Annotated in this window: 23 protein-coding genes; 11 read left to right on the top strand and 12 right to left on the bottom strand. The window is 64.4% G+C overall.

What is annotated here, in order from left to right; genetic code table 11:
• Positions 1-5 precede the first annotated feature (5 nt).
• The 5 genes from KNN17_RS05060 to KNN17_RS05040 are packed head-to-tail and all read right to left on the bottom strand — an operon-like array spanning position 6 to position 2,606.
• Entirely contained in the window at positions 6-449 is a 444-nt protein-coding gene (locus KNN17_RS05060) for an SRPBCC domain-containing protein (protein ID WP_078108838.1), read from the bottom strand.
• Positions 450-488: 39 nt separating this feature from the next.
• Entirely contained in the window at positions 489-974 is a 486-nt protein-coding gene (locus KNN17_RS05055; protein ID WP_078108839.1) for a YbaK/EbsC family protein, read from the bottom strand.
• The gene (locus KNN17_RS05050; protein WP_241707752.1) at positions 958-1,815 is read right to left on the bottom strand and encodes an SURF1 family cytochrome oxidase biogenesis protein; all 858 of its coding nucleotides are present in this window, start codon (positions 1,813-1,815) and stop codon (positions 958-960) included. The genes KNN17_RS05055 and KNN17_RS05050 overlap by 17 nt, the downstream gene beginning before the upstream one ends.
• Positions 1,816-2,094 carry a hypothetical protein gene (locus KNN17_RS05045; protein ID WP_078108841.1) on the bottom strand — a complete coding sequence of 93 codons (279 nt, stop codon included), beginning with the start codon at positions 2,092-2,094 and terminating at the stop codon, positions 1,816-1,818.
• Positions 2,091-2,606: a DUF3099 domain-containing protein gene (locus KNN17_RS05040; protein ID WP_241707751.1), complete on the bottom strand. Its 516-nt coding sequence runs from the start codon at positions 2,604-2,606 to the stop codon at positions 2,091-2,093. Before KNN17_RS05040 ends, KNN17_RS05045 begins: the two co-directional genes overlap by 4 nt.
• A gap of 153 nt (positions 2,607-2,759) precedes the next feature.
• Between KNN17_RS05040 and KNN17_RS05035 the strand changes: the two genes are divergently transcribed.
• Together KNN17_RS05035 and KNN17_RS05030 are read left to right on the top strand one after the other, a co-directional pair.
• Positions 2,760-3,485 (top strand): beta-ketoacyl-ACP reductase, encoded by a 726-nt coding sequence (locus tag KNN17_RS05035; protein ID WP_241707750.1) that lies wholly within the window; start codon positions 2,760-2,762, stop codon positions 3,483-3,485.
• A gap of 106 nt (positions 3,486-3,591) precedes the next feature.
• Complete coding sequence (locus tag KNN17_RS05030; RefSeq protein ID WP_241707749.1) at positions 3,592-4,344, top strand: SDR family oxidoreductase; 753 nt, start codon at positions 3,592-3,594, stop codon at positions 4,342-4,344.
• 83 nt (positions 4,345-4,427) lie between these two features.
• Here KNN17_RS05030 and serB read toward each other — a convergent pair whose 3' ends face one another.
• On the bottom strand, positions 4,428-5,321 hold the full coding sequence (gene serB / locus KNN17_RS05025) for a phosphoserine phosphatase SerB (RefSeq protein WP_241707748.1): 894 nt from the start codon (positions 5,319-5,321) through the stop codon (positions 4,428-4,430).
• A gap of 125 nt (positions 5,322-5,446) precedes the next feature.
• Between serB and KNN17_RS05020 the strand changes: the two genes are divergently transcribed.
• From KNN17_RS05020 to KNN17_RS05000, 5 genes are all read left to right on the top strand, one after another.
• Entirely contained in the window at positions 5,447-6,232 is a 786-nt protein-coding gene (locus KNN17_RS05020) for an ABC transporter ATP-binding protein (RefSeq protein ID WP_059389255.1), read from the top strand.
• Between the two features lie 18 nt (positions 6,233-6,250).
• Complete coding sequence (locus tag KNN17_RS05015) at positions 6,251-7,036, top strand: sulfite exporter TauE/SafE family protein (protein WP_241707747.1); 786 nt, start codon at positions 6,251-6,253, stop codon at positions 7,034-7,036.
• A gap of 7 nt (positions 7,037-7,043) precedes the next feature.
• Complete coding sequence (locus KNN17_RS05010; protein WP_241707746.1) at positions 7,044-7,853, top strand: TrmH family RNA methyltransferase; 810 nt, start codon at positions 7,044-7,046, stop codon at positions 7,851-7,853.
• Positions 7,854-7,993: 140 nt separating this feature from the next.
• Positions 7,994-8,251 (top strand): type B 50S ribosomal protein L31, encoded by a 258-nt coding sequence (locus KNN17_RS05005; RefSeq protein WP_009358283.1) that lies wholly within the window; start codon positions 7,994-7,996, stop codon positions 8,249-8,251.
• Between the two features lie 81 nt (positions 8,252-8,332).
• Positions 8,333-9,430: a lipoate--protein ligase family protein gene (locus KNN17_RS05000; protein WP_372489625.1), complete on the top strand. Its 1,098-nt coding sequence runs from the start codon at positions 8,333-8,335 to the stop codon at positions 9,428-9,430.
• Here KNN17_RS05000 and pepN read toward each other — a convergent pair.
• Entirely contained in the window at positions 9,427-12,045 is a 2,619-nt protein-coding gene (gene pepN / locus KNN17_RS04995) for an aminopeptidase N (protein WP_241707744.1), read from the bottom strand. The two genes, KNN17_RS05000 and pepN, sit on opposite strands and share 4 nt — an antisense overlap.
• 4 nt (positions 12,046-12,049) lie before the next feature.
• Positions 12,050-13,093, bottom strand: coding sequence for a YeiH family protein (locus tag KNN17_RS04990; RefSeq protein WP_241707743.1), 1,044 nt, complete (start codon positions 13,091-13,093; stop codon positions 12,050-12,052).
• A 113-nt stretch (positions 13,094-13,206) separates the two neighbouring features.
• Here KNN17_RS04990 and KNN17_RS04985 point away from each other — a divergent pair, with 113 nt between their 5' ends.
• The 3 genes from KNN17_RS04985 (at position 13,207) to KNN17_RS04975 (ending at position 16,610) form a co-directional block, all read left to right on the top strand.
• Positions 13,207-14,763 (top strand): circularly permuted type 2 ATP-grasp protein, encoded by a 1,557-nt coding sequence (locus KNN17_RS04985; protein ID WP_078108850.1) that lies wholly within the window; start codon positions 13,207-13,209, stop codon positions 14,761-14,763.
• Between the two features lie 72 nt (positions 14,764-14,835).
• Positions 14,836-15,762: an alpha-E domain-containing protein gene (locus KNN17_RS04980; protein WP_078108851.1), complete on the top strand. Its 927-nt coding sequence runs from the start codon at positions 14,836-14,838 to the stop codon at positions 15,760-15,762.
• The gene (locus KNN17_RS04975) at positions 15,759-16,610 is read left to right on the top strand and encodes a transglutaminase family protein (protein WP_078108852.1); all 852 of its coding nucleotides are present in this window, start codon (positions 15,759-15,761) and stop codon (positions 16,608-16,610) included. Before KNN17_RS04980 ends, KNN17_RS04975 begins: the two co-directional genes overlap by 4 nt.
• Before the next feature lie 25 nt (positions 16,611-16,635).
• On the opposite strand, the gene KNN17_RS04970 is transcribed toward KNN17_RS04975, so the two are convergent.
• Positions 16,636-18,087: an SDR family oxidoreductase gene (locus tag KNN17_RS04970; protein ID WP_078108853.1), complete on the bottom strand. Its 1,452-nt coding sequence runs from the start codon at positions 18,085-18,087 to the stop codon at positions 16,636-16,638.
• 109 nt (positions 18,088-18,196) lie between these two features.
• Entirely contained in the window at positions 18,197-19,579 is a 1,383-nt protein-coding gene (glgC, locus tag KNN17_RS04965) for a glucose-1-phosphate adenylyltransferase (RefSeq protein ID WP_078108854.1), read from the bottom strand.
• Positions 19,580-19,683: 104 nt separating this feature from the next.
• On the opposite strand from glgC, the gene glgA reads away from it, so the two are divergent.
• Positions 19,684-20,883, top strand: a complete 1,200-nt coding sequence (glgA, locus tag KNN17_RS04960; RefSeq protein WP_241707742.1) for a glycogen synthase — start codon at positions 19,684-19,686, stop codon at positions 20,881-20,883.
• Positions 20,884-21,056: 173 nt separating this feature from the next.
• Here the strand turns inward: glgA and KNN17_RS04955 are convergent, their stop codons facing one another.
• Positions 21,057-23,162, bottom strand: coding sequence for an acyl-CoA dehydrogenase family protein (locus tag KNN17_RS04955; RefSeq protein ID WP_241707741.1), 2,106 nt, complete (start codon positions 23,160-23,162; stop codon positions 21,057-21,059).
• A 34-nt stretch (positions 23,163-23,196) separates the two neighbouring features.
• Entirely contained in the window at positions 23,197-23,919 is a 723-nt protein-coding gene (locus KNN17_RS04950; RefSeq protein WP_078108869.1) for a TetR/AcrR family transcriptional regulator, read from the bottom strand.
• Positions 23,920-23,983 lie beyond the last annotated feature (64 nt).

Raw genomic sequence — 23,983 nt, 5'->3', positions numbered from 1 at the left:
GCGGGTCAGGGCATTTCCCACGGCACGGAGGCAAGCGGGCGGCCTAGTTCGATGTAGCTTTTCAGATTGGACAGGACCGCCGACCAGCCGCGGCTCGCAATGGCGAGCTGTTCGTCGTCGGCAATGTTCCTGTGATGGACGGTGAGCCGGGCAATACCGTCATGTGATTCGATGGTGAAAGTGACCACATCGGGCTTCACCACCTCCGGAACCGAGGGATCCTCCCACGTGTTCACGAGGCGCGCCGGCGGCGTCGCTTCGAGGATGGTTCCCACGACGTCGGCAGTTCCCGAGCCATCCGTGCGCTGGTGCTCCCAGCGTGAACCTGCCTTCCAGTCCGAGACATTGGCATGGCCCCAGTACTCGGCGCTTTGGGCTGCATCCGTCAGTGCCGTCCAAATCTGGTCCGGGGTGCCTTCGATGTACGTGACGTAGGTGTATTCAGCCATGCTCACCAGCCTAGCCGCAGGGCGGGCCGGATCAACGCCTCAGCGGACCTTCAGGGGCTGGGCGGCCGTAATCCGTTGGAGTTCGCCGTAGCTGATGGAGAACATCGAGTTATGGTCACCCGCGCCTGCCCAAAGAAGTGGGTGCTCCTGGAGCGAGATGTCGAGGATCGTTCGTATGGGCTGCGGGTGTCCAAGGGGAGCTACGCCGCCCACGGCCTGGCCGGTGTGCTCCAGCACGAACTCAGGGCTGGCACGGCGGATCCTGGCTGTTCCCAGGGAGGCTGCCACGAGGGCGGTGTCCACCTTCGCGGCCCCGCTCGCGAGGATCAGCAGGGGTGCACCGTCAAGTTCGAAGACCAGGCTGTTGGCGATGGCCGCAACATCGCAACCGAGCAAGGATGCTGCCGCAGCCGCGGTGGGGACTTCGTCGTCGAAAGTCCGCACCGTGTCTTGTGCTCCGGCGGCGGTCAGCGCCGACTTCACATTCAAGACGGGGGCGGGGGCCGCTTCAGTACCCTTGTGCATCCAGGATCGCGTCTTCCTCTTCTTCGGCCGTCGGCCGCTTCGATTTCCGGGGTGCGGGTGCCTTGCGACGAGGCATCGCGCCGAGTTCTTCCTCTTCCTCGTCCTGGGCGTCGATCAGCGCGTTCCGCGCCTGTTGCCTGGCCGCGTAGCCGAAACCGACGAACATCAGCACGCCGAAGGCGAACCATTGCAAGGAGTAGGAGAGGTGGGTGCCCTCGTCCGTGGCCGGTTTGGCGAACGGCGCGGGCATCACCTGGGCAGCCGGCGATTCCGAGGCCAACTGCCCGTAGGCGCCGGTCAAGATGGGGTAATGGAGTTCCGCGGCGTAGGCAGGAAGATCGATCGATTGCAACTGGCCGTCTACCGCGCCGCGGCCCAGGTCGGCTTCTGAAGCCTGCAAACGTACGACGACGGTGACGTCGCCGGCCGGCGGGGCCGGGATGCTGTCCGGGTGGCCGGGAGTCTTGTTTCCGATGGGCAGCCACCCGCGGTCCACCACCACGGCGTCGCCGCTCGACAAGCGGAACGGGACCACTACCTCGTATCCGGGTTGGCCATTGAGGGGACGGTTACGGACAACGCGTTGGCCCGAAACGTCATAGCTCCCATGGAGTTCCACCTGCGCCCATTCCCGTTCAGGGTCCAATGATTGGAACTGTGCCTTGGCAGCCGAAAAGGGAAGGGGGGTGGCCGAGTAGTTGTTGACGACTCGATTGATTTCCGCCAAGGTCTCTGCCCTGCGGTCCATCTGCCAGCGGCCCAGCAAAACGCAGCCGGTGGCAAAGACCAGGGCCAGGACGAAGTAGCCCAGCCACTTGCTGGAAAAAAGAAAACGATACATTCAGCGGGCCTCGCCTGTGTCAGTGGTCTTGTCGAAAGGTACTGTCTCTTTCCACAGGCCTCGGGTCTGCAAGTAGTCCTCCAACCATTCCCGGTGCTCATCGCAGGACAACCACACCTTGCGGCGCTCCGGAGTATGGATACGGGGATTGTTCCACAGGAGCTGCCACGTGGCAGCCGCGCGGCATGCCTTGCGCGAACATACAGCCGCAGGCGAGCCATCGGGCCCGGCGTGCTGTTCATTCTCCAGCCCCAGCCCGCCCAAAGTGAAGATGTTCATGAAGCCGCCTGTTCTTCCCCGCTGAACGGATAGGTGCGTTTTACGCCGCCGGTGTAGTCATCGGGTTCCGGGCCGGTAGCGTCCCCGCTGCCAGCGTCGTCGTCGATGAGTTCGCCCTGCAAAACGGTGACGGGCGCCGCGGGCGGTTCCCCTTCTTCTGCAGGCGACGCTTCCAGCTCCACGGCCGGGACGTAGTCCAACAAGGCATCGCTGTGGACTTCGGCTTTGTCGCTGCCGTTGGCGATCACCACGGCAATCCAGGGCAGGAACACGGCACCGGCAACGGCGATGATCTTGAACCAGCCGTCGACCACGAAAATGAGGATGAGGCACACCAAGCGGATACCCATCGCCACGGCGTACTTGATCATCCGTTCGCGCATGTCGTCCGAGTGGGCGGCAGCGGCGTCGGTAATGCTGTGCACCACGGGGTCGCCCGAAACGGCGTCCGGACCCCCTGGCGCCTGCAGGGGACTGCTATCTCTTGTCACGGCTGATTCATCACGCTCCAACGGCTCCCCTCAATTCTCTCACCCCGGAACGGGCCTCCCAAACCGCGCCGGGCGCAGCTACCCGCGGCCACGGTCTCCCGGCGGCTAAGATCGATGCAGGAAATCACCCACTTTCAAGCGGCATATTGCTGCCGCGGAACTCTGGAGACCAGCATGTCTGAAGCAGTATCAAACGCCCGCAGTGTCCTGATCACGGGCGGAAACCGCGGCATCGGCCTGGCTATCGCAGAGGCATTCCTCGCCAACGGCGACAAAGTTGCCGTGACCTACCGCAGTGAAACACCCCTTCCGGAGGGCATCCTCGGCGTCAAGGCAGATGTGACCGACGAGGCCTCCCTCGATGCCGCGTTCAAGGAAGTCGAGGCGGCCCACGGGCCTGTCGAGGTTTTGGTAGCCAACGCCGGAATCACCAAGGACACGCTTCTCCTGCGCATGAGCGAGGAAGATTTCACATCCGTCATCGACACCAACCTCACCGGTGCCTTCCGGGTCATCAAGCGTGCCTCGAAGGGCATGATCCGTTTGCGCAAGGGGCGGGTTGTGTTGATCTCCTCCGTGTCGGGCCTCTACGGCGCCCCGGGACAGATCAATTACTCGGCCTCGAAGGCGGGCATGGTGGGCATCGCCCGTTCCCTGACCCGGGAACTTGGCAGCCGGGGGATCACCGCGAACGTGGTGGCACCGGGTTTCATCAACACGGACATGACCGCGGAGCTTCCCGAAGACACCCAGAAAGCCTATTTGGCGAGTGTTCCGGCCGGCCGCTTCGCCGAGGCATCCGAGGTCGCCAACGTGGTCCGGTGGATCGCCAGCGATGAAGCCGCGTACATCTCCGGTGCTGTCATCCCCGTGGATGGCGGCCTGGGCATGGGGCACTAGGCCAGGGTTCCCGCTGGCATGATTGACTCGGGACTTATGGAACGTGGATGTTTTGCACAGGTCGGATGTTTTGAACAAGTTGGACGCTTTGAATAAAGGAGCACGAATGGGACTGCTGGACAACAAGACGGCAATCGTCACCGGTTCTTCGCGCGGCATCGGCGCTGAAGTAGCCAAGATCCTGGCCGGCGAGGGCGCTGCCGTCGTCGTCAACTACCGCCAGAAGGCCCCCCGGGCCAACAAGGTAGTGGGCGAGATCCAAGCGGCCGGTGGCCATGCCGTCGCCGTCGGCGCGGACCTGACCACCCAGGAAGGCGTCCAGGCGCTGGCCAGCGCGGCCATGGAGGAATTCGGTTCGCTGAACGTCCTCGTGCTCAACGCTTCCGGCGGCATGGAATCCGGCATGGAAGAGGACTACGCCCTCAAGCTGAACCGCGACGCCCAGATCAACATGCTCAACGCCGCTGTTCCGCTGATGCCGGAGGGGTCCCGCGTGGTGTTCGTCACGAGCCACCAGGCGCACTTCGTCGAGACCGTTCCCACGATGCCCGAGTACGAGCCCGTAGCCCGCAGCAAGCGCGCCGGCGAAGACGCACTGCGTGAACTGCTTCCGCACCTTGCCGACAAGGGCATCTCGCTCGTGGTGGTTTCCGGTGACATGATCGAAGGCACCGTGACTGCGACCCTGCTGGACCGCTCCAACCCGGGCGCCATTGAGGCCCGCCGGGCCGAGGCAGGCAAGCTGTACTCGGTGGAGGAATTCGCCGCCGAGGTGGCGAAGATGGCCACGGCCGACGTTGAGAGTGGCCACACCGAATACGTCGGCGGCGCCGACTACTTCGGCAGGAGCGCTTTTTAGATTGCAAACACGAAAGAGCGGCCGGGACTGTCTCTCTGAAATACCCAGTCCCGGCCGCTCTTTCGTTGCGTGTGAAATGCCGCCTAAACGCCGGCGATATGCCGGACCGCGTCCAGGTACGGCATGTTGATGGCGGCGTCCGCTACCGCCCGGACGGCGGGCTTGGCGTTGAATGCCACACCGATCCCGGCCGCGCCCAGCATGTCGAGGTCATTCGCGCCGTCGCCCACCGCGATGGTGTGCTCCAGGGCGATTCCCTCGGCAGCCGCCCATTCTCGGAGGTACTTCTCCTTGGCGGCGCGGTCGATCACGTCGCCAAGGACCTTGCCTGTCAGGAAGCCGTCAACGATTTCAAGTTCATTCGCGATCCAGTAGTCCAGCCCGAGTTCCTCCGCGATAGGCCGCAGGATCTGGTTGAAGCCGCCGGACACTACCGCCACCGTATGGCCGGCCGCCTTGAAAGCGGCCACGAGTTCCGCGGCACCCTCGCTCAGGCGGACCTCGGCGCGGACGGCGTCGACGACGGCGGACGGCAGGCCCGCGAGGACCGCCACCCGGGCATGGAGGCTTTGTGCGAAGTCCAGTTCGCCGCGCATCGCGGCCTCCGTCACGGCCGCTACTTCTTCGCGTTTCCCGGCGTGTGCGGCCAGCAGTTCGATCACTTCCTGCTGGATCAGGGTGGAGTCCACATCCATGATCAGGAGCTTGCGCGAAGCGTCACGCAGTGCGTCGGTGACGATCGCGGTGTCCATGCCCGGTGCCGCCGCCTCGGAGACCCTGCGCCGGATGCCTGACAAGTCGGCGACAGTAGCCCCGTCAACGGCCAGGCCCATGGTGTAGACCCCGAAGCGCTCGTCGCCGGATTGCGACTCCGACGTGAAGGAAGCCCCCGAACCGGACAGCACCCTGCGCAGGTGTTCAAGCTCCGGAAGGGACAGATTCACGCCATAGCTGACGGCGGTCAAGTTCGAACTCATGGCTGCAATCTTAGCGAGCGGGGAACCGCCGCCCGAACTCGTGTTTCATTCACGCCGTCGCGCAAACCATGTGACCGGAGTTCCAGTTATCTATCGCCCCTATTTTTGTCCTAGTGTCTACTCCTATGAGTGATGTTCTTGAATTGGCTTCCGTCAGTGTTGTCCGAGGCACCAAGACCCTGTTGGACAAGGTTGACTGGCAGGTCAATGAAGGCGAGCGCTGGGTCATCCTCGGTCCCAACGGTGCCGGCAAGACCACTCTCCTCCAGATCGCTGCCGCCCGGATGCACCCCACGAGCGGGAAAGCCGGGATCCTTGACGAGACGCTGGGCCGCGTGGACGTCTTCGAGCTCCGCCCGCGCATCGGCCTTTCCTCCGCAGCCTTGGCCACCCAGATCCCGGAGCAGGAAAACGTACTGAACGTTGTGGTCACCGCCGCTTATGGCGTGACCGGCCGCTGGCGCGAAGGATACGAGCGCGACGACGAGCGCCGCGCCTTCGGCCTTCTCAACGAGTGGGGGATGGGCCCGCTGTTGAACCGCTCCTTCTCCTCGCTTTCCGAAGGTGAGCGCAAGCGGGTTCAGATCGCCAGGGCGCTCATGACCGATCCTGAGCTGCTCCTGCTCGACGAGCCGGCCGCGGGCCTGGACCTTGGCGGACGCGAAGAGCTCGTCCACAAGCTGGGTGAGCTCGCCCGCGACGAGGACGCTCCCGCCATGGTCCTCGTGACCCACCACCTTGAAGAAGTTCCTCCGGGATTCACCCACGCCATGCTGCTTCGTGACGGCGGCGTGGTTGCCGCGGGACCCATCGAGGAAGTCCTGACAGCAGAACACCTCAGCAACACCTTCGGCCTGCCCCTGGACGTGACCGAGAACTCCGGCCGCTACACGGCCACCGCCCGCCGCTAGGCCGGGCAGCGAGAATCAGTGGAGATCCTTAGCGGCATCCTGGTCTTTTTCGCGGGCTTGTGGGCCGGAACCATCAACAGCGTTGTCGGCTCCGGTACGCTCGTGACGTTCCCGGTCCTCATTGCCCTCGGCTACGCACCCGTCACGGCGACCATCAGCAACGCCATGGGGCTTGTCGCAGGCAACGTGACGGGAGCCTGGGGCTACCGCCACGAACTCAAGGGCAGGGGCAGCCAACTGCTGCGCCTCTTGCCGGCGTCGCTTCTTGGCGGGATCACGGGTGCCTGGCTGCTGCTGCACCTCCCGGAGAAGGTCTTTTACTACGCCGCTCCAGTCCTCATCGTCGTCGCGCTGCTCATGGTGCTCTTCCAACCCAAACTCCAGCGGTGGGTCCAGGACCGGGCCGGCAACCCGGAGCACGCCATCCAGGACAAGCGCCACACCGTGGTCCTGGTGGTCCTGGTGTACCTCGCCGGGGTCTATGGCGGTTATTTCGTGGCGGCCCAGGGCATCCTGCTGGTCGGCATTCTGGGTGTCTTCATGACGGGCACCATCCAGAACGCCAACGCCATGAAGAACATCCTTGTGTTGGCCGTCAACGTGGTGGCAGCGTGCTCCTACCTCCTGTTTGCCTTTGGCCGGATCGAATGGCCTGTCGTGGCCGTCATCGCGGTCAGTTCATTGATCGGCGGACTGGTGGGCTCAAAAGTGGGACGGCGTTTGAAGCCCCTCGCGCTGCGCATCGTAATCTTTGCGCTCGGCATCGTGGCCCTCGGCTTCATGGTCGCCAACCTGCTGAAATAGGAACCTAGTGACCTTCCACTACCTCGAAACCGCTGACGACCCGCGTGTTGCCGACTACACCCAACTGACGGATGTCCACCTCCGCAAGCTCCGCGAGCCCGTCGAAGGCATGTACATCGCAGAATCGTCACGGGTGCTGAGACGCGCCCTCGCGGCCGGGCACCAGCCCCGTTCCTTCTTCCTGGCGGAGAAATGGCTGGAAGACCTCGACGACGTTTTCCAACAGTTCCCCGAGGTACCGGTCTATATCGGCAAGGCTTCCCTGCTCGAAGAAATCACGGGATTCCATCTGCACCGCGGTGCCATGGCTGCCATGCATCGGCCCGCGCCGGTGCCCCTTGAGGAACTCCTGGCCGGGGCACAGCGCGTGGCGGTCCTCGAGGACGTCGTCGACCACACGAATGTCGGCGCCATTTTCCGTTCCGCGGCCGCGCTCGGAGTGGACGCCGTGCTCGTGTCCCCGCGCTGCGGGGATCCCCTGTACCGCCGCAGCGTCCGGGTGAGCATGGGCACTGTGTTCCAGGTTCCCTGGGCGCGGCTCGAGTCCTGGCCGGGTGACCTTGAACGGCTCAAAGAGCAGGGCTTCACCGTCGCCGCCATGGAGCTGACCGACGACGCAGTGGACCTCGACGATCTTGCCGCCGGCAATCCCGGAAAGCTCGCCCTCGTCCTCGGCACTGAAGGCGCGGGCATGAGCCCGGAGACGCTCGCCGCCGTCGACCTCGCCGTAAAGATTCCCATGCGCGCGGGCGTCGACTCGCTCAACGTCGCTGCCGCCTCGGCCGTGGCTTTCTGGGAACTGCGCCCGCGCGACTGACGCGGTTGGTTCAAGCAAGGTGTGGTTTCCGCTATGATTGATTGTTGGCCCGGCACTGGGTATCTGTTTCAGTGCGCGGACCGAATCCATTCATACCTGGCAGCTGGCAAAATCCAGCTGCGTGAACAAAAGGTCCCATTATGAAGTCTGATATCCACCCGAAGTACGAAGCTGTTGTATTCAACGACCTGGCTTCCGGCGTCAAGTTCCTGACCAAGTCCACCGTGTCTTCTTCCAAGACCATCGAGTGGGAAGACGGCAACACCTACCCGGTCATCGACGTCGAAATCTCCTCGGAGTCCCACCCGTTCTACACGGGCAAGCAGCGCATCATGGACTCTGCAGGCCGCGTCGAGCGCTTCAACGCTCGCTTCAAGGGCTTCGGCGGCAAGAAGTAATCAACTTCACCTCCAAGCTTCTGTGAAAGCCCGCACCCGCCGGACCTCCGGTGGCTGCGGGCTTTTGCGTTTTCCGGCAGGATGGAAGCCATGACTTCCAGCATGGCTTTCGAGCAAGACGAACCGCGGCTCCATGGTGAATACAAGGTCCCGGGCGGAAAGCTCGTGGTGGTCGACCTCGACGTCGTCGACGGGCAGTTCGCGCACGTCTCGCTCAGCGGGGACTTCTTCCTGGAACCGGACGAGGCTCTCCTGGACATCAACCGGGCGCTCACGGGCCTTCCGGAAAGTTCGACGCCGGTGGAGATCTCCGCAGCCGTCTCCGCCGCATTGCGCGCGGACACTGTCCTGTTCGGCTTCTCAGCCGATGCGGTCGCCGTCGCTGTCCGCAGGGCGCTGTCCAAGGCCAGCGGGTGGGCGGACCACCAATGGGAGGTCATCCCGCCGTCGGTCCTTCCCACGCACCTCAACGTCGCGTTGGACGAGGTCCTCACCGAGCAGGTCGGGGCCGGGCTGCGCAGCCCCACCTTGCGCTTCTGGGACTGGGAAGAGCCGTCAGTGGTGATCGGCAGCTTCCAGTCCTACCGCAACGAGGTGGATCCCGACGGCGTGGCGCGCCACGGCATCACGGTGGTCCGTCGCATCAGCGGCGGGGGAGCCATGTTCATGGAAGCCGGGAACTGCATCACCTATTCGCTTTATGTGCCGCAGAGCCTGGCGGATGGCATCAGTTTTGCCGATTCCTATGCCTTCCTGGATGCGTGGGTCATGGCCGCTTTGGAAAAACTGGGCATTTCGGCGTTCTACGTCCCGCTCAATGACATCGCCACCGAGCAAGGCAAGATCGGCGGCGCCGCGCAAAAGCGCCTCGCCAACGGCGGAATGCTGCACCACGTCACGATGAGCTATGACATCGACGCCGACAAGATGGTCGAGGTCCTGCGCATCGGCAAGGAAAAGCTCTCCGACAAAGGGACCCGCAGCGCAAAGAAGCGCGTCGATCCGCTCCGGCGGCAAACCGGACTGGCGCGGACGGACATCATCAAGGCCATGCAGGAGGTTTTCACCGAGCGCTACGGCGCCGCGGAGTCCCGCATCACCGACGCCGAACTGGCAATAGCCCGGGAACGGGTGCAGTCAAAGTTCGGTACCGAAGAATGGCTGCACCGTGTTCCTTAGCCGGCCACCTGGAAGCCGGCCGCTTGGGCCGTCAGGGCCCGGAACAAGTGGCTTCGCTGCTCGATGACGATGCGCCGGAGCCCGCGCGGAGCCGCCGTGTGGGCGCTCAGCCACTCGTCCGTGCGCCGGAGCACCGGATGATCCGCCGGAGCCATGCCGTCCCGCAGATCCTGGGTTGTGGGGAACAAGCCCCGCACAATCCGGCTTGCGATCTCGATGCTCCGGGACTGCCAGACATCCTCCAAGCAGGTGAAGTACGGTTCCGTGAAGCCATCCAGGAGTCCGGACGGTGCAAGGGCGAATCCTGCGATGGTCGCGCTCAGAATCTCATTGGAGAGCCCGGTGTCGTTGACGGCGGCATTCCATGCGGCCGTCTTGACGTCGGCACTCGGACGGGCAGCCGCGGCCAGGGCATGGCCTTCGCGTCCCGACGCGGTGCGGTCCACGGCGAGCTCGGCATCCAGTTCCGAGAGCGTGGCCGCTCCGTTGGCTGCCAATGCTTGCCACAGGCTCCACCGGAGATCCGCATCCACCGTGAGGCCGTGCACTGTCACGCTTCCGGAGAGAATGCCGCGGAAGTACTCAACATACGCGCCGTCATGGCGCGACAACTCCGCCAGGGTCCTGGCCCACGCGAGTTGCTGGTCGGAACCCGGCTGGGAGGTCCTCAGCTGCATCGCGCTAGCCGCCATCAGGCCCTTCCGGACCTCATCGCGCTGCGGAGCAGGGACGTAACGCTCGACGGCGGTCACGGCGTTGCCCAGGACGTTGAGGAGCACGCCGATTCCCGGTTCGGCCGGGGCGAAGCGTTCGACGGCGGTGACGTACAGCGCCGCCGGAGTGACGGCGTCGCGCGCCGAATCCCACAAAGCAGTCCAGCACAAGGCCCGGGCCATAGGGTCGCTGAGGCGGTCCAGGGAGGAACGTACCGTTGCCTCGGACCCCGCATCCAGGCGGACCTTGGCATAGCTGAGGTCCTCGTCGTTGACGAGAAGGAGGGCCGGGCGCGGTTTGCCCGCGAGTTCCGCGACGGGGGTGTCGGCACCGTCGGCGTCGAGCTCGATGCCCTCCGTGCGGAGCAACCGGCCGTCGTCGTCAAAGGTGTAAAGACCGATCCTGAGCCTATGCGGCCGGTGTTCCTGCTTGCCCGTGACGGGATCCACGGAGTCCTGCCGCAGGGTGACCGCTGCCATGGCATCGCCATTCCCCGAGATCTCCGCCGCAAGGGTGGAGATGCCCGAGGTCTGCAGCCATTGCCGGGCCCAGGTTCCAAGGTCCCGGCCGGATGCCGCGCCCAGGGCTTCGAGGAGGTCGGCGAGCGAGGTGTTGCCGTACTCATGATCCTTGAAGTAGCGCCGCGAGCCGGCAATGAACGCCTCGAAACCGACGTAGGCTACCAATTGCTTGAGCACGGACGCGCCCTTGGCATAAGTAATGCCGTCGAAGTTCTGCTTGGCGGCTTCCAGGTCCGGAATGTCGGCGACGATCGGGTGGGTGGTGGGCAACTGGTCCTGCAGGTACGCCCAGGACTTGCGCTTGTTCGCGAAATTCACCCACGCGCGGTCCCAGTCCGTGGCCTTGTCCACGCCGAGTGTGCCCATGTAGTCGGCGAAGGATTCCTTGAGCCAGAGGTCGTCCCACCAAGTCATGGTCACGAGGTCGCCGAACCACATGTGGGCCATCTCGTGCATGAGGGTGTTGGCGCGGGCCTGGTACTGGGCATCGGTGGCCCGCGAGGTGAAGACGTACTTCTCCGTGAAGGTGACGAGCCCGGGATTTTCCATCGCGCCGAGGTTGTACTCCGGCACGAACGCCTGATCGTACTTGCCCCACGGGTACGGGTAGTCGAAGAGATCGTTGAAGAAGTCCAAGCCGTTCTTCGTCAGCCGGAAAAGTTCCGCGGCGTCGAAGGACTCCTGCATGGATGCGCGGCAATAGAGCGCCAGCGGAACCTCAAGGTTCGTCCCGTCGTCGAGCGTCGTGCTCCAATGGTCCTCGGCGCGGAAATAGGGACCGGCGAGAACGGTGGTGATGTAGGTGGACATCCGCTTGGTGGTGGCGAAGTCCCAGCGGCTCGTGGCCGGATCGCTCGTCAATTGCGTCCGGGAGACCTCGGCGCCGTTCGAAGCCACCTGCCAGGCGGACGGTGCCATGACGTGGAAGGTGAATTCGGCTTTCAGGTCCGGCTGCTCGAAGTTCGCGAAGACGCGGCGGGCATCCGCCGGTTCGTATTGCGTGTAGAGGTAGCACTGCCCGTCTGCGGGGTCGACGAAGCGGTGCATGCCCTCGCCGGATCTGCTGTAAAGGGCGGTTCCGGTGACCGTGACCTGGTTTTCGGCCTGGAGATTGTTGAGGTGGATCCTGTCGCCGTCCACCACCTCGGCGATGTCGAGTCCTTTTCCGTTGAGGAAGACGCTGTGCACGCCGCCGTGGATGAAATCCAGGAACGTGGAGGAGCCGGGCTCCGCGGAGAAGTTGATGACGCTGCGGCTCGTGTACCCCGGCACTCCGGCATCGGAGGCTTCGCGGACGTCAAGGGAGACATCGTAGCTGTGGGTGCTGATCAGGGCTGAACGGGTGGCGGCTTCGGCGCGCGCCAAGTTGTGATTCGACACCCCGCTATCTAATCATGAGCAAGACCGCACCCAAGCCCAGGAGGGCGATAAGGAACCAGGAGCAAAGCGCTACGAGCACGGCACGGCCGCCAGTATGCAAGAGGGTACGGACGCGGACCGCGGAACCCAGCCCGAACAAGGCCGAGGCGAGCAGGATGTCCTGCAGCCCTCCCGCGGCGTCCAGCACGCCAGGGCCCAGGCCGCCCACGGAACGCACGGCCACCATCGCGATGAACCCGAGCACGAAGAGAGGGACGATCGGCGGGAACTTACCGCCGTCGTCGTCGGCCTCGGCGCCGTTGCGCGACTTCAGCCTCATGGACGAGCGTTGCGCAAGGCCCGCTCCGGCGACGACGGGGGCCAGCAGGACCACCCTGGTCAGTTTCACGACGACGGCGAGCGCCAGCGCCGCCGGGCCGGCGGTCTGGGCGGTAGCTACCACTTGTCCGACGTCGTGGACCGAGGCGCCGGTCCACGCCCCGAATTGTTCGGGGCTCAGGCCCAAGGGGTGCATGAGCAGGGGCAGGACGCCGATGGCGAGCGTTCCGCACAGGGTCACCAGGGCAACGGGCAGGACCGTGTCCTGGTGTTTGATGCGGCGCACCGCGGCCATCGCTCCGATCGCCGAGGCCCCGCAAATGGAGAAGCCGGTGGCTATCAGGAGGGCGCCATCGCGCGGAAGCTTTACCAGCCGGGCCAGCCCGTAGGTGCCTGCGAAACTGAGGAGCACGACGGCGGCAATCAGGACGAGCGCAAACCAGCCGAGGTTGAGGACATCCACAACGCTGACCTTCAGTCCCAGCAACACGATGCCTGCCCGCATGTGGTGCTTGCCGGCGAAGTCGAGGCCCGGGCGGGCGCGTCCGGCAGCCCAGGTTGCTGTGCCCGGTATATTTGCAGCTAACAAACCCAGCGCTACAGCGGCTGTCATGGCAGGGATGGGGGGAAGCAGGGCATGGACACTGAAGGCAAGTCCGGTGGCTGCCACTGCCATGACGATCCCGGCTCCCCATCGGGAGACGGGGATCGGCAAACGCTTGGGGTGCATTCGTCAACCTTGATGCATGCAGGCGCTGAAATGCGAACCGGGTTCACACTTGGTGTCGCAACATGCAGAACGCGAAATGCGTTCGTAATCGAAAAGGTGATTGTCTGAATCCCATGTCAGAGCTATTCCGGGATTACTCCGAGGCCGCCGTCCGTTCCGGCGCCTACGACGAAATGTTCGCCCCAGGCACCGTTGCCCGAAAATCATACGGCCAGGTGGACGGCGCACTCCGCGAGCTTTCGCTTGCCGATGTGAGCGCCCGCGCTGAGTCGATGGCGCGGACCTTCCTGGACCGGGGCGTGACCTTCGATTATGCGGGGGAGGAGAGACCCTTCCCGCTAGATATCGTGCCGAGGGTGATTCCGGCTGATGAGTGGGATGTGCTTGAACGGGGGGTAAAGCAGCGCGTCCGCGCGTTGGAGGCGTTCCTGGATGATGTCTACGGCCGCATGACGGTGGTCGCTGACGGCGTCGTGCCGCGGGCATTGGTCACCACGAGTGCCCATTTCCATCGGGCGGTGCATGGTTTCGAGCCGGCGGGAGGCGTGCGCGTGCATGTCTCCGGTATCGACGTGGTCCGCGATGCGGCCGGCACGTTCCGGGTGCTGGAGGACAACGTCCGCGTGCCTTCGGGCGTGTCCTACGTGTTGGAGAACCGCCGGGCGATGGCAAAGGGTTTGCCGGAAGCGTTCGGGCAGCAGCACATCCGTCCGGTCGAGGAATACCCGCGCCGCTTGCTCTCGGCATTGCGCAAGACGGCCCCCTCCGGGGTGGACGACCCGACCGTGGTGGTCTTGACCCCCGGGGTCTTCAACAGTGCCTACTTCGAACACACCCTGCTGGCCGGGTTGATGGGCGTCGAACTGGTCGAGGGCAGGGACCTCATCTGCCGCGGAAACCGGGTCTACATGCGCACCACCGCCGGTGAGCAGCGCGTGGATGTGATTTACAAGCGGATCGACGACGAGTTCCTGGATCCGCTGCAGTTCCGCTCCGATTCCATGCTCGGTTGTCCGGGACTGGTGAACGCGGCCCGGGCAGGCGGAGTGACCATCGCGAACGCCGTTGGAAACGGGGTGGCCGACGACAAGCTGGTCTATTCCTACGTGCCTGACCTGATCCGGTACTACCTGCACGAAGAGCCGGTGATCGCCAACGTGGAGACTTTCCGGCTCGAAGAGAAGGAAGCCCGCGAGCAGGTCCTCGACCGGCTCGAGGAACTCGTGGTCAAGCCGGTCGACGGGTCCGGAGGCAAGGGCCTGGTGATCGGTCCGGATGCTTCACGGGACGAGCTGGATGCTTTGCGGAAGCGGGTGCTGGCGGATCCGCGAGGTTGGATCGCGCAGCCCGTGCTGCAGCTTTCCACCGTGCCCACCCTCTCGGGAGACCGCTTCGGGCCCCGCCACGTGGACCTGCGTCCATTCGCAGTGAACGACGGCGACGACGTCTGGGTGCTGCCGGGCGGACTGACCCGGGTGGCACTGAAGGAGGGCTCGCTGATCGTGAACTCTTCACAGGGTGGTGGTTCCAAGGACACGTGGGTACTCTCGGACTCCCCGCAATTGCCCGCGGCAGAGCTGCCCCGTTCGGCCATCACGGTCCGTGAACAGGTCTCGGTCTGGCCGGTCGAAAGCAACTGGCGGGACCGCCAATCGGACCAGCAGCAGTGATCGGTCACGCCGTGGTGCCGGAGCAGGACACATCCATCGTTACAACGCAGGACCCGAAGGAGGCACAGCCACATGCTGAGCCGTATTGCTGAATCCCTTTTCTGGATCGGCCGTTATGTGGAGCGGGCCGACGGAACGGCCAGAATCCTGGACGTCCATCTCGAACGCCTGAACCACCTTCCGCTCGAGGAACAACGCAGCGTGGCGAGGGAACTCCTGGCTGTCATGGGAGCCCGGCCGCAGAGCGAGGAGTTCGGCTTGCCGGAGCTGCTTCACGCCCTCGCTTATGACAAGACGAGTGCCACCTCCATTGCCGGGTCCCTGGGGGCTGCGCGGGAGAATGCGCGGCGTGCGCGCGAGACCGTGTCCTCCTCATTGTGGGAGAGCCTCAACACCACGTACTACGGGCTGAACCAGCATCGCAAGGATGTCGTGGGGACGTACCGTTTCTGCAACTGGGTACTGGAACGCACCGCCATGGTCAGGGGCCTCGCGGACACCACAGTGAGCCACGACGAAAGCTGGCTCTTCCTGGTCCTCGGCCGCTCGCTCGAACGGGCCGATATGACCGCGCGGATGCTGTCCACCAGGGATGTCCTCTCCGCGGGAATGTCCTGGGTGAACATGCTGCGTTGCGCCGGGGCCTACGAGTCATTCCTGCGGACCCGCCGTGCGGCCTTCGGAGACCAGCACGCTGCCGAGTTCCTTCTGCTGGACCGTTTGTTCCCGCGCTCCATCGTCTTCGCCCTGCGCGACGCCGACGAGTGCCTCGCGAAGTTGGATCCCTCGGCGCAGCGGGTGGGCTTCATCAATGACGCCCGCCGGATCGTCGGCCAGGCCCGTACCTTCCTTGAGTTCCACCGCACGGACGATCTCATGTCCGAGCTGCCCGAGCATATGGACCGGGTGCAGAAGGCCGTCACACAGGCGTCCGACGCGATTTCCCGTAAGTACTTCAATCAGGCGGATGAACTGGCCTGGGTGGGAGAAGTTTCATGACCCGGCTGAGCATCGTCCACAAGACGGCCTACAAATACAACCGCCGCGTGACCCTGTCGTACAACGAGGCGCGCATGACCCCGCTGACCGATCCGCAACAAGTGGTGCTTGAGTCCTCGCTGAAGATCACCCCGTCGCAGGCTGCGGTGAGCACCTACCGTGACTATTGGGGCACCCGCGTCACCGCCTTCGATATGCAGATGCCGCACGAGCGCCTCGAAGTGGTGGCCACCACCACCGTTGAGGTCCACCGGGTGGAACGGATGGCCCTGGACGAAGAGATCGTCGGCTGGGATGTGATGGCTTCCGACGAGATTCGGGACCAGTTCAGCGACTGGTTGCCCCAGTCGCAGCTCACCGGTCCGGGGGAGGAAGTCCTCGGGATCATTCCAGCCGTCGTGGCCGGCAAGAATCCGCACGAGACGGCCATGGCCATCTTCGAATGGATGCGCGGCGAAATGAGCTATGTGAAGGGCACCACCGGCGTTACCACCAACGCCGAGGAAGCCTGGAACCAGCGTCAGGGAGTCTGCCAGGACCTGGCGCACTTGGCCATCGGCTCCCTCCGCAGTTGCGGCATCCCTGCCCGGTACGTGTCCGGTTATATCCATCCGCGGCCCACGGCCGAGATCGGTGAAACAGTCGCGGGCCAATCCCACGCGTGGCTGGAATGGTGGGACGGCGAATGGCGCAGCTGGGATCCCACCAACCACAAGCCTGCCGGAGACCTCCACGTCACCGTGGCGCGCGGCCGGGACTACCGGGACGTGCCTCCCCTGAAGGGCATCCTGTCCGGGGGCGGCGGCTCGGGTCTCACCGTGACCGTCGAGATCACCCGGCTCACCTAGGAGGCCCGCGGCCCTCCGCCTGGTCTTACCAGGGGGAGGGCTTGTAGTCCTTCAGGAAGACGCCGTACTGGTCTTCGCCGTTTTCGCCCATCACGATCGGATCGTAGACACGCGCCGCACCATCGACCAGGTCGAGCGGAGCATGGAAGCCTTCCTCCATGAGCCGCACCTTGGTGTAATGCGGGCGTTCATCAGTGATCCATCCGGTGTCGACGGCGGTCATCAGGATCCCGTCGCTGTCCAGCATCTCTTGTGCGCTGGTCCGGGTCATCATGTTCAACGCGGCTTTTGCCATGTTGGTATGGGGGTGCCCCGGGCCTTTGTAGGCGCGGGAGAACTGCCCTTCCATGGCAGAGACGTTCACGATGTACTTTCGGTGTGCCGTGGAGCGCTTCATGGCGCCCCGGAGCCGGCTGACCAGCAGGAACGGCGCCGTGACGTTGCAGAGCTGAACCTCGAGCATCTCGAGCGGATCGACTTCGTCCACCACTTGGGTCCAGCTGTTGATGGCCGCAAGGTCGGGAACCAGGCCGCCGGCGTCGATCGCGGTACCTGTCGCGATCCGCGCCAACGACGCGGAGCCCGTGGACAATGCGAGCGAGGTAATCGCATCACCTGCCAGCACGGGATGATCGGTGACGCTTTGGGTGATGGCCAAGGGGTGCTTGTCGTGGGCATGGCCGAAGGTGACCAGCTCCGGACCGCCGTTGGCTGCCTGCAGGGCCTCGGGCAGGGGCTCATCCTCGGCATCCACCAGGGGCTTGTACGCATTCCCCGAACGCCGGACAGTCTGGGCGGCGTTGTTGATGATGATGTCGAGCGGGCCGGCTTCGTTGAGGGAGTCCGTGAGCGCCATGACCTGTGAGGGATCCCGGAGGTCAATGCCCACAATCCTGAGCCGGTGCAGCCAGTCCGCGCTGTCTTCCATGGCGGCGAAACGTCGTGCCGCGTCCTTGGGGAAGCGGGTGGTGATGGTGGTGTGCGCGCCGTCGCGGAGCAAGCGGAGGGCGATGTACATGCCGATCTTGGCCCGCCCGCCCGTCAGGAGGGCACGGCGTCCGCTGAGGTCCGTGCGGGCATCGCGTTTACTGTGGCTGAAGGCCGCGCATTCCGGGCACAACTGGTGGTAGAACGCGTCTACTTGCGTGTAGTGCTGCTTGCAGATGTAGCAGGGCCTGGACCGGATGAGGTGGCCCGCGATTTCGCCCGTGGCCGAGGTAGCCAGCTTGTTCCCGCGGGTCTCGTCGTCGATCCTGTCCGGGGCTGCGGTGGCAGTCAACGCAATGACAGCACGATCGGCTTCCGCGATCTCGTCCCGCTTGGTGACCCGGCGGTGGCGCTTGACGGCCTTGAACATCTTTCCCGTGGCACGACGGATGGCGACGTAGTCCGGGTGCTCCTCGTCGTAGGCGTGGATGGTGTTCAAGACCTTGAGGCAGGCCTGGATCTCTTCAGGCGTCAAATCGGCGGGGCTCATTGGGTCAATTTTACAGGGTCGGGCACAGCAAAGCCTCCCGTGCGGCAGTGGCGGGAGGCCTGCTGCCGCCCGGGAGGCCGGGGGGCTGTCCTGGTTCCGGGGTTCCGGGTCAGACCTCTACCGAGGAAGCCTGGATTTTCGTGACCTGCTCCGCGGAGTCCCTGATGTCGGGGAACTTCTCGGTGGCAGCCTTGATCGCCTCCGGCACCGAGCGGCGGTATTCAGCCGCCAGGGCGAGCTCGGAGGCCTCCGGCTCTGGTACCACCTGGTCCTTTGCGAGCACGGTGATTCCGGATTCGGTGACCTTGAAGCCGCGGGCCCGGTCGAGGTCGGGATCCAAGCCAATGGCAGCCCCGGCGGGCACTTTCACGTTTTTGTCGATGATGGCTCGCTTGACCACGGCACCTGCACCGATGCGCACCTTGTCCATCAGCACCGAGTCCTGGACCCTGGTGGCCGGTCCTACGTAAACATCGTTGGACAGCACGGACCCTTCCACGATTCCGCCGGAGATTACCGAGCCACTGGCCACGATGGAGTCCAGCGCGGTGCCCACGGTGCTGTTCTCGCCCCGGACGAACTTAGCCGGCGGTGAAATACTCTGCCGCGTGTAGATGGGCCATTCCGAGTTGTACAGGTTGAATATCGGAACGGGTGAAATCAGGTCCATGTGGGCGTCATAGAACGAATCGATGGTTCCAACATCGCGCCAGTACGTGCGGTCGCGCTCTGTTGAACCGGGAATATCGTTGAGCGTGAAGTCGTAGACGCCCGCCTCACCCTGGGACACGAAGTAGGGGATGATGTCGCCTCCCATGTCGTGTTTGGTGTCCAGGCGCTCCGCATCGATGCGAAGTGCTTCCACCAGGGCGTCGGCGTCGAAGACATAGTTGCCCATGGAGGCAAGGAACTGCGAGGGATCAGCGGCGAGGCCTTCCGTTTCGGCAGGCTTCTCCACGAACGCCGAAATTTTCTGCGGATCGTTCTTGTCGACCTCGATCACGCCGAACTGGTTGGCCATGTTCAGCGGCTGTCGGACGGCCGCAACTGTGGCCTTGGCGCCGCTGGCCACATGCTGTTGGACCATCTGCTGGAAGTCCATGCGGTAAACGTGGTCCGCACCGACAACGACAACAATGTCGGGGTTGGCGTCGTGAATGAGGTTCAGGGACTGGTAGATGGCATTCGCGCTGCCGAGGAACCAGCTCTTGCCCACGCGCTGCTGGGCAGGAACCGAGGCCACGTATCTTCCCAGCTGGGTGGACATCCGCCAGGTCTCGGAAATGTGGCGGTCAAGACTGTGCGATTTGTACTGGGTCAACACCACGATCTGGAGGTACCCGGAATTGACCAGATTCGAGAGAGCGAAATCGATCAATCGATAGCCCCCCGCAAACGGCACCGCAGGTTTTGCCCTGTCTGCCGTCAATGGCATAAGGCGGTTTCCTTCGCCGCCAGCCAACACAATTGACAATACTTTCTTCAACGCCATGGTGTTTGCTCTCCCTGTACGTCTTTGTAGCCCCCGAAAAAAGCCCGGGTTGCCGGACCCTTTCACACTAGAACACATACTCCGGAAGGACTACGTTAGGTAGCGTGCGCGTAGACATTGTGACTAAAGAGTTTCCACCCGAAATCTATGGCGGGGCCGGTGTGCATGTTGCCGAGCTCAGCCGCGTCTTGGCGAAGCATGTGGATCTGCAGGTGCGTGCCTTCGGCGCGCCCCGTGATGCGGACTTCCACGGTGCGACGGTGACGTCGTATTCCACTCCGGATGATCTGGGGGCCGCGAATGCCGCCGTCCAGACCCTCGGGGTGGATTTGCGCATCGTGCCGGACATCGCCGGAGCGGACCTGGTCCACTCCCATACCTGGTACGCCAACATGGCCGGCCACCTGGCGTCGCTGTTGCATGGGATACCCCATGTGCTCAGCGCCCATAGCCTGGAGCCGTTGCGGCCGTGGAAAGCGGAGCAGCTCGGTGGTGGTTACGCGCTGTCCTCATGGGTTGAAAAGACTGCCTATGAGGCCGCGGCCGCCATCATCGCCGTCTCGGAAGGCATGCGGAAAGACATCCTGCGCAGCTACCCGAACGTGGACCCGGCCAAGGTGCGAGTGGTACACAACGGCATCGACGTCGAGATGTGGCAGCCGGACCACGGCGAAGACGCTATTCGCGCCCTCGGCATCGACCCCGCGAAGCCCAGTGTGGTCTTCGTGGGACGCAACACGCGCCAGAAGGGTGTTCCGTACCTCTTGAAGGCGGCCGCGAGCCTCCCCGACGATGTGCAGCTTGTGCTTTGCCTGGGTGCGGCGGACACCCCGGAACTCGCAGCGGAAACGGCCCGCCTCATCGGCGACCTGCAGAGCAAGCGCGACGGGGTCCTGGTGATCGAACGCATGCTTCCGCGGCATGAGCTCATCCAGGTGCTAAGCCATGCCACGGCCTTCGCCTGCCCGTCGATCTACGAGCCCCTCGGCATCGTCAACCTCGAGGCCATGGCCTGTGGCGCAGCCGTGGTGGCGAGCGCAACGGGCGGCATCCCCGAGGTGGTTCAGCACGGCGAAACGGGACTGCTGGTGGAGCTGGAGCAGGTCACGGACGGTACCGGCACCCCGCTGGATCCCGAGAAGTTCGTCGCCGATTTCGCCGCTGCCCTCAACGAGGTGGTGTCCGATCCCGCACGGGCCAAGGTCATGGGCGCCGCGGGCCGCGTCCGGGCGGAGGAGCACTTCTCCTGGGAGTCGATCACCGAAACAACCCTCGAGGTGTACCGCTCAGTCCTCGCCCCCTGACCCACCAGCCCAACTAACTCGCAGTTAATGTCGTTTTGAGGGCTCATAACGACAACAAATGCGAGCTAGTTGGGAAAGAACGACGACGGCGCCGGGCCCCTCAGCGGGGGTGCGGCGCCGCCGTCGTCGTTAAAGGATTCGGCAACTGTTCACCGGCCGGTCACGGCAGGATGCTAGCTGGCTTTCCTCCCCTTCAAGGCGAGGAGGCTCTTCTCCTCGGCGGGGGCGTTGCCGCCTGCCCGTTGCGCCTGGAAGTAGCCGCGGGCCTCGTCCTGTCGGACCTTCTCGGCCCCCGAGGCGATGGGCGCCCGCAAGTGCTCCTGACCGTAGCCGAAGGAATCGACCAGGTCGCGGGCGTGGGGACGGATCTTGACGAGCAGCCGGTTGATGTAGGCCCCCACGGTGCGTCCGCGCTGCATGGAAAGGCGGCCGTTCATGAGGTACCAGGAGAGGTGCTTTTCGATGAGCGAGAGGCCGAACAGGTCGCGGAGCCAGGTCAGCACTTTCAAGGTATCCGGATCGCCGACCTTGCCGAGGGCTTCCGTGAACGCTTCCCATTGCAGCAGTTCGGCGTGGGCCTGGGCGGCTTCAATCAAATCGTCCTGGTGCTGGTTGAACAATGCGGCGCCCTGATGCTGCGGGAGCTTGTTCGCACCCTTGAGAGCAGAGCCCACCTCAGCCACCATGGACTGCACCCGGTCTGTCAGGAGCGTGCGTTGGCCTTCTTCGTCGCGCAGGGCCAGAGCGGCTTTCTGGACTGATCCGGTGTCTGCCACGAACTGTGCCACTTGCCGCAGGCCGGTCCGGTTGATGGCGACGTCGGCAGCCTGGGCAGCCACGAAGCGGGCCAGCACGCCAAAGTCGACGTTGCGGAACTCCTTGGCGTAGTCGGCCAGGAGGCGCTTGGCGACGAGCTGGAGAAGCACGGTGTTGTCACCCTCAAAAGTGGCGTAGACGTCCAGGTCCGCACGGAGCGAGGCGAAACGGTTCTCGATAAGGAATCCGGCGCCGCCGCAGGCCTCGCGGCACTCTTGCAGCGTGTCGAGGGCGTGCCAGGTGCTCATGGGCTTGAGGGCCGCCGCGAGGGTCTCGAGGTCCTGGCGGTCGGCGTCGGTGTCGTGACGGCCGGAGAAGACGTCGTCGAACTTTTCGAGCAGCTGCTCGTGCGCGAAGCTCGCCGCAAAGGTGGTGGCAAGCCGGGTGAACAAGCGGCGCTGGTGCCGCTGGTAGTCCAGCAGGACCTCCTCGTCGGTAGGGGAAGAAGCGTTGAACTGGCGCCGTTCGGCGGCGTACCGGATCGCGGTGGTCAAGGCCACCTTGCTGGCGGCGACAGCGGCTCCGTCGAGGGAGACCCGGCCTTGTACCAGGGTGCCGAGCATCGTGAAGAATCGCCGTCCGGGGCTCGCGATGGGCGAGGTGTACTCGCCTTCGGGGGAGACGTTGCCGTAGCGGTTGAGCAGGTTGGTGCGCGGGACACGCACATCGCTGAAGTGCAGGCGGCCGTTGTCGATCCCGTTCAGGCCGCCCTTGACGCCGTCGTCCTCGCCGCCGATTCCGGGCAGGAACTCCTTGGTGTCCGGGTCCCTCAGCTCGACATAGAACGCGTGGACGCCATGGTTCACGTTGCGGGTCACCAGTTGGGCGAACACGACGGCGGCCAGGCCGTCCTCGGCTGCGTTGCCGATGTAGTCCTTCCATGCGGCGCGGAACGGGGTGTTGATGACGAACTCCTGGGTGGCCTCGTCATACGTGGCCGTGGTGGCGATGCTCGCCACGTCGGAGCCGTGTCCGGTTTCGGTCATGGCGAAGCAGCCGGGGATCTCCAGGCTCATGATCCCGGGCAGCCACGCGTTCTGGTGCTCCTCCGTGCCGAGGTGCATCACCGCTGAACCGAAGAGACCCCACTGCACGCCGGCCTTGATCTGCAGTGAGGGATCCGCAGTGACGAGCTCCTCGAAGCCGGCGATGTTGCCGCCGTGGTCATCCGACCCGCCGAGGCTGGCGGGGAAAGCCCGGTGCACGGCATTGTTGTCCACGAGGTACTTCAGCTGCCCGAAGACGCGCTTGCGGTGTTCGGTATGCGTCAAGCCTTCGATCTTGTGCACCTCGGGGCGGCCCGCGAGGTCACGCGCCGTGTGGCGAATGTGGCCCCACTTGCCGAGCAACAGTTCGCCAAGGGCCGCGACGTCCACGGTAGGGTCGGCCGCAACGGGCTGCGGGGTTGACGGCGTTCCGGCGGACGCCCGGCTGGAGGAGGTACGGTCCACTACTTCAGTCATGGTGATTCCTTCTTTGGTTCCGAACAACGTGGAGTCATTGCTGATATTCAGGGGAGTTGATCTTGAGTTCCGGGGCGATTCCCACGCACAGCCAGTCAGTGATCCGGGCCGCCATCGTTTCCTGGTCGGGTTTTGCGGCGGAGGCAGGGCTGCCGAGCCACCTTTCGCCGGCGTTGCGGACCAACCCGATGGCCGCGGTGGGCCAGTAGTCGATCAACGCTTCCTTTTCCGCCCCCAGGTGTTCGCGCATCGGCCGGGCGATCATGGCACTGATCGACTCGAAGAAGTGGCCGAGAGCTCCCGAGGCGGCAATGGCATCTTGCGCCGACGGTTCCCCTTGGGAAAGCCGCGTGATGAACGCGTAGACGGCGGGGCTGGACTCCGCCATCTGCAGGTATGCGGAGACCATGGCGAACAAGCCTTCGCGGGGAGTCTGGGCGCTTTCGGCCGCTTCCTTCATCCGCCGTTGCATTTGTCCCAGTACTACTTCGCCCATTGCCTGCTGGAGGCCGGCTTTGTCCCCGAAGTACCGGTAGTACACCGACTTGGAGGTACTTGCCGCGGTCGCGATGTCTTCCATGGAGGCGTCGCTGCCCAGCGCATGGACGGCCTTGCGGGCGGCCTTGATGAGATCGCGTCGGCGTTCTTCGCGGTGGGCCTGCCAGCGGGCGGCGCGGCCGTCGACGGCGGGAGCCTCGCCGTCCGCGGGGAGCGGAGTGCCGGCGTCGTTTTCGGCAGGAAGTCCTAGGCTGGGGATGTTCACGATACTCAGCGTATCAGGTACGCTGGGTATCAGTAACCCGATGTGATCATAAGGAGAA

The organism is Arthrobacter bambusae, from assembly GCF_022606295.1.
Taxonomy (GTDB): Bacteria; Actinomycetota; Actinomycetes; order Actinomycetales; family Micrococcaceae; genus Arthrobacter; species Arthrobacter bambusae_A.
The sequence above is the reverse complement of the archived record's forward strand: the minus strand, read 5'-3'. Positions and strand labels throughout refer to the sequence as shown.

What these genes read in the sequence shown, in the direction of transcription:
- KNN17_RS05060 (WP_078108838.1), bottom strand. Translation starts at nt 449, where the DNA reads ATGGCTGAATACACCTACGTCACGTACATCGAAGGCACCCCGGACCAG.
- KNN17_RS05055 (WP_078108839.1), bottom strand. Translation starts at nt 974, where the DNA reads ATGCACAAGGGTACTGAAGCGGCCCCCGCCCCCGTCTTGAATGTGAAG.
- KNN17_RS05050 (WP_241707752.1), bottom strand. Translation starts at nt 1,815, where the DNA reads ATGTATCGTTTTCTTTTTTCCAGCAAGTGGCTGGGCTACTTCGTCCTG.
- KNN17_RS05045 (WP_078108841.1), bottom strand. Translation starts at nt 2,094, where the DNA reads ATGAACATCTTCACTTTGGGCGGGCTGGGGCTGGAGAATGAACAGCAC.
- KNN17_RS05035 (WP_241707750.1), top strand. Translation starts at nt 2,760, where the DNA reads ATGTCTGAAGCAGTATCAAACGCCCGCAGTGTCCTGATCACGGGCGGA.
- KNN17_RS05030 (WP_241707749.1), top strand. Translation starts at nt 3,592, where the DNA reads ATGGGACTGCTGGACAACAAGACGGCAATCGTCACCGGTTCTTCGCGC.
- serB (WP_241707748.1), bottom strand. Translation starts at nt 5,321, where the DNA reads ATGAGTTCGAACTTGACCGCCGTCAGCTATGGCGTGAATCTGTCCCTT.
- KNN17_RS05020 (WP_059389255.1), top strand. Translation starts at nt 5,447, where the DNA reads ATGAGTGATGTTCTTGAATTGGCTTCCGTCAGTGTTGTCCGAGGCACC.
- KNN17_RS05005 (WP_009358283.1), top strand. Translation starts at nt 7,994, where the DNA reads ATGAAGTCTGATATCCACCCGAAGTACGAAGCTGTTGTATTCAACGAC.
- KNN17_RS05000 (WP_372489625.1), top strand. Translation starts at nt 8,333, where the DNA reads ATGGAAGCCATGACTTCCAGCATGGCTTTCGAGCAAGACGAACCGCGG.
- KNN17_RS04990 (WP_241707743.1), bottom strand. Translation starts at nt 13,093, where the DNA reads ATGCACCCCAAGCGTTTGCCGATCCCCGTCTCCCGATGGGGAGCCGGG.
- KNN17_RS04985 (WP_078108850.1), top strand. Translation starts at nt 13,207, where the DNA reads ATGTCAGAGCTATTCCGGGATTACTCCGAGGCCGCCGTCCGTTCCGGC.
- KNN17_RS04980 (WP_078108851.1), top strand. Translation starts at nt 14,836, where the DNA reads ATGCTGAGCCGTATTGCTGAATCCCTTTTCTGGATCGGCCGTTATGTG.
- KNN17_RS04975 (WP_078108852.1), top strand. Translation starts at nt 15,759, where the DNA reads ATGACCCGGCTGAGCATCGTCCACAAGACGGCCTACAAATACAACCGC.
- KNN17_RS04970 (WP_078108853.1), bottom strand. Translation starts at nt 18,087, where the DNA reads ATGAGCCCCGCCGATTTGACGCCTGAAGAGATCCAGGCCTGCCTCAAG.
- glgC (WP_078108854.1), bottom strand. Translation starts at nt 19,579, where the DNA reads ATGGCGTTGAAGAAAGTATTGTCAATTGTGTTGGCTGGCGGCGAAGGA.
- KNN17_RS04955 (WP_241707741.1), bottom strand. Translation starts at nt 23,162, where the DNA reads ATGACTGAAGTAGTGGACCGTACCTCCTCCAGCCGGGCGTCCGCCGGA.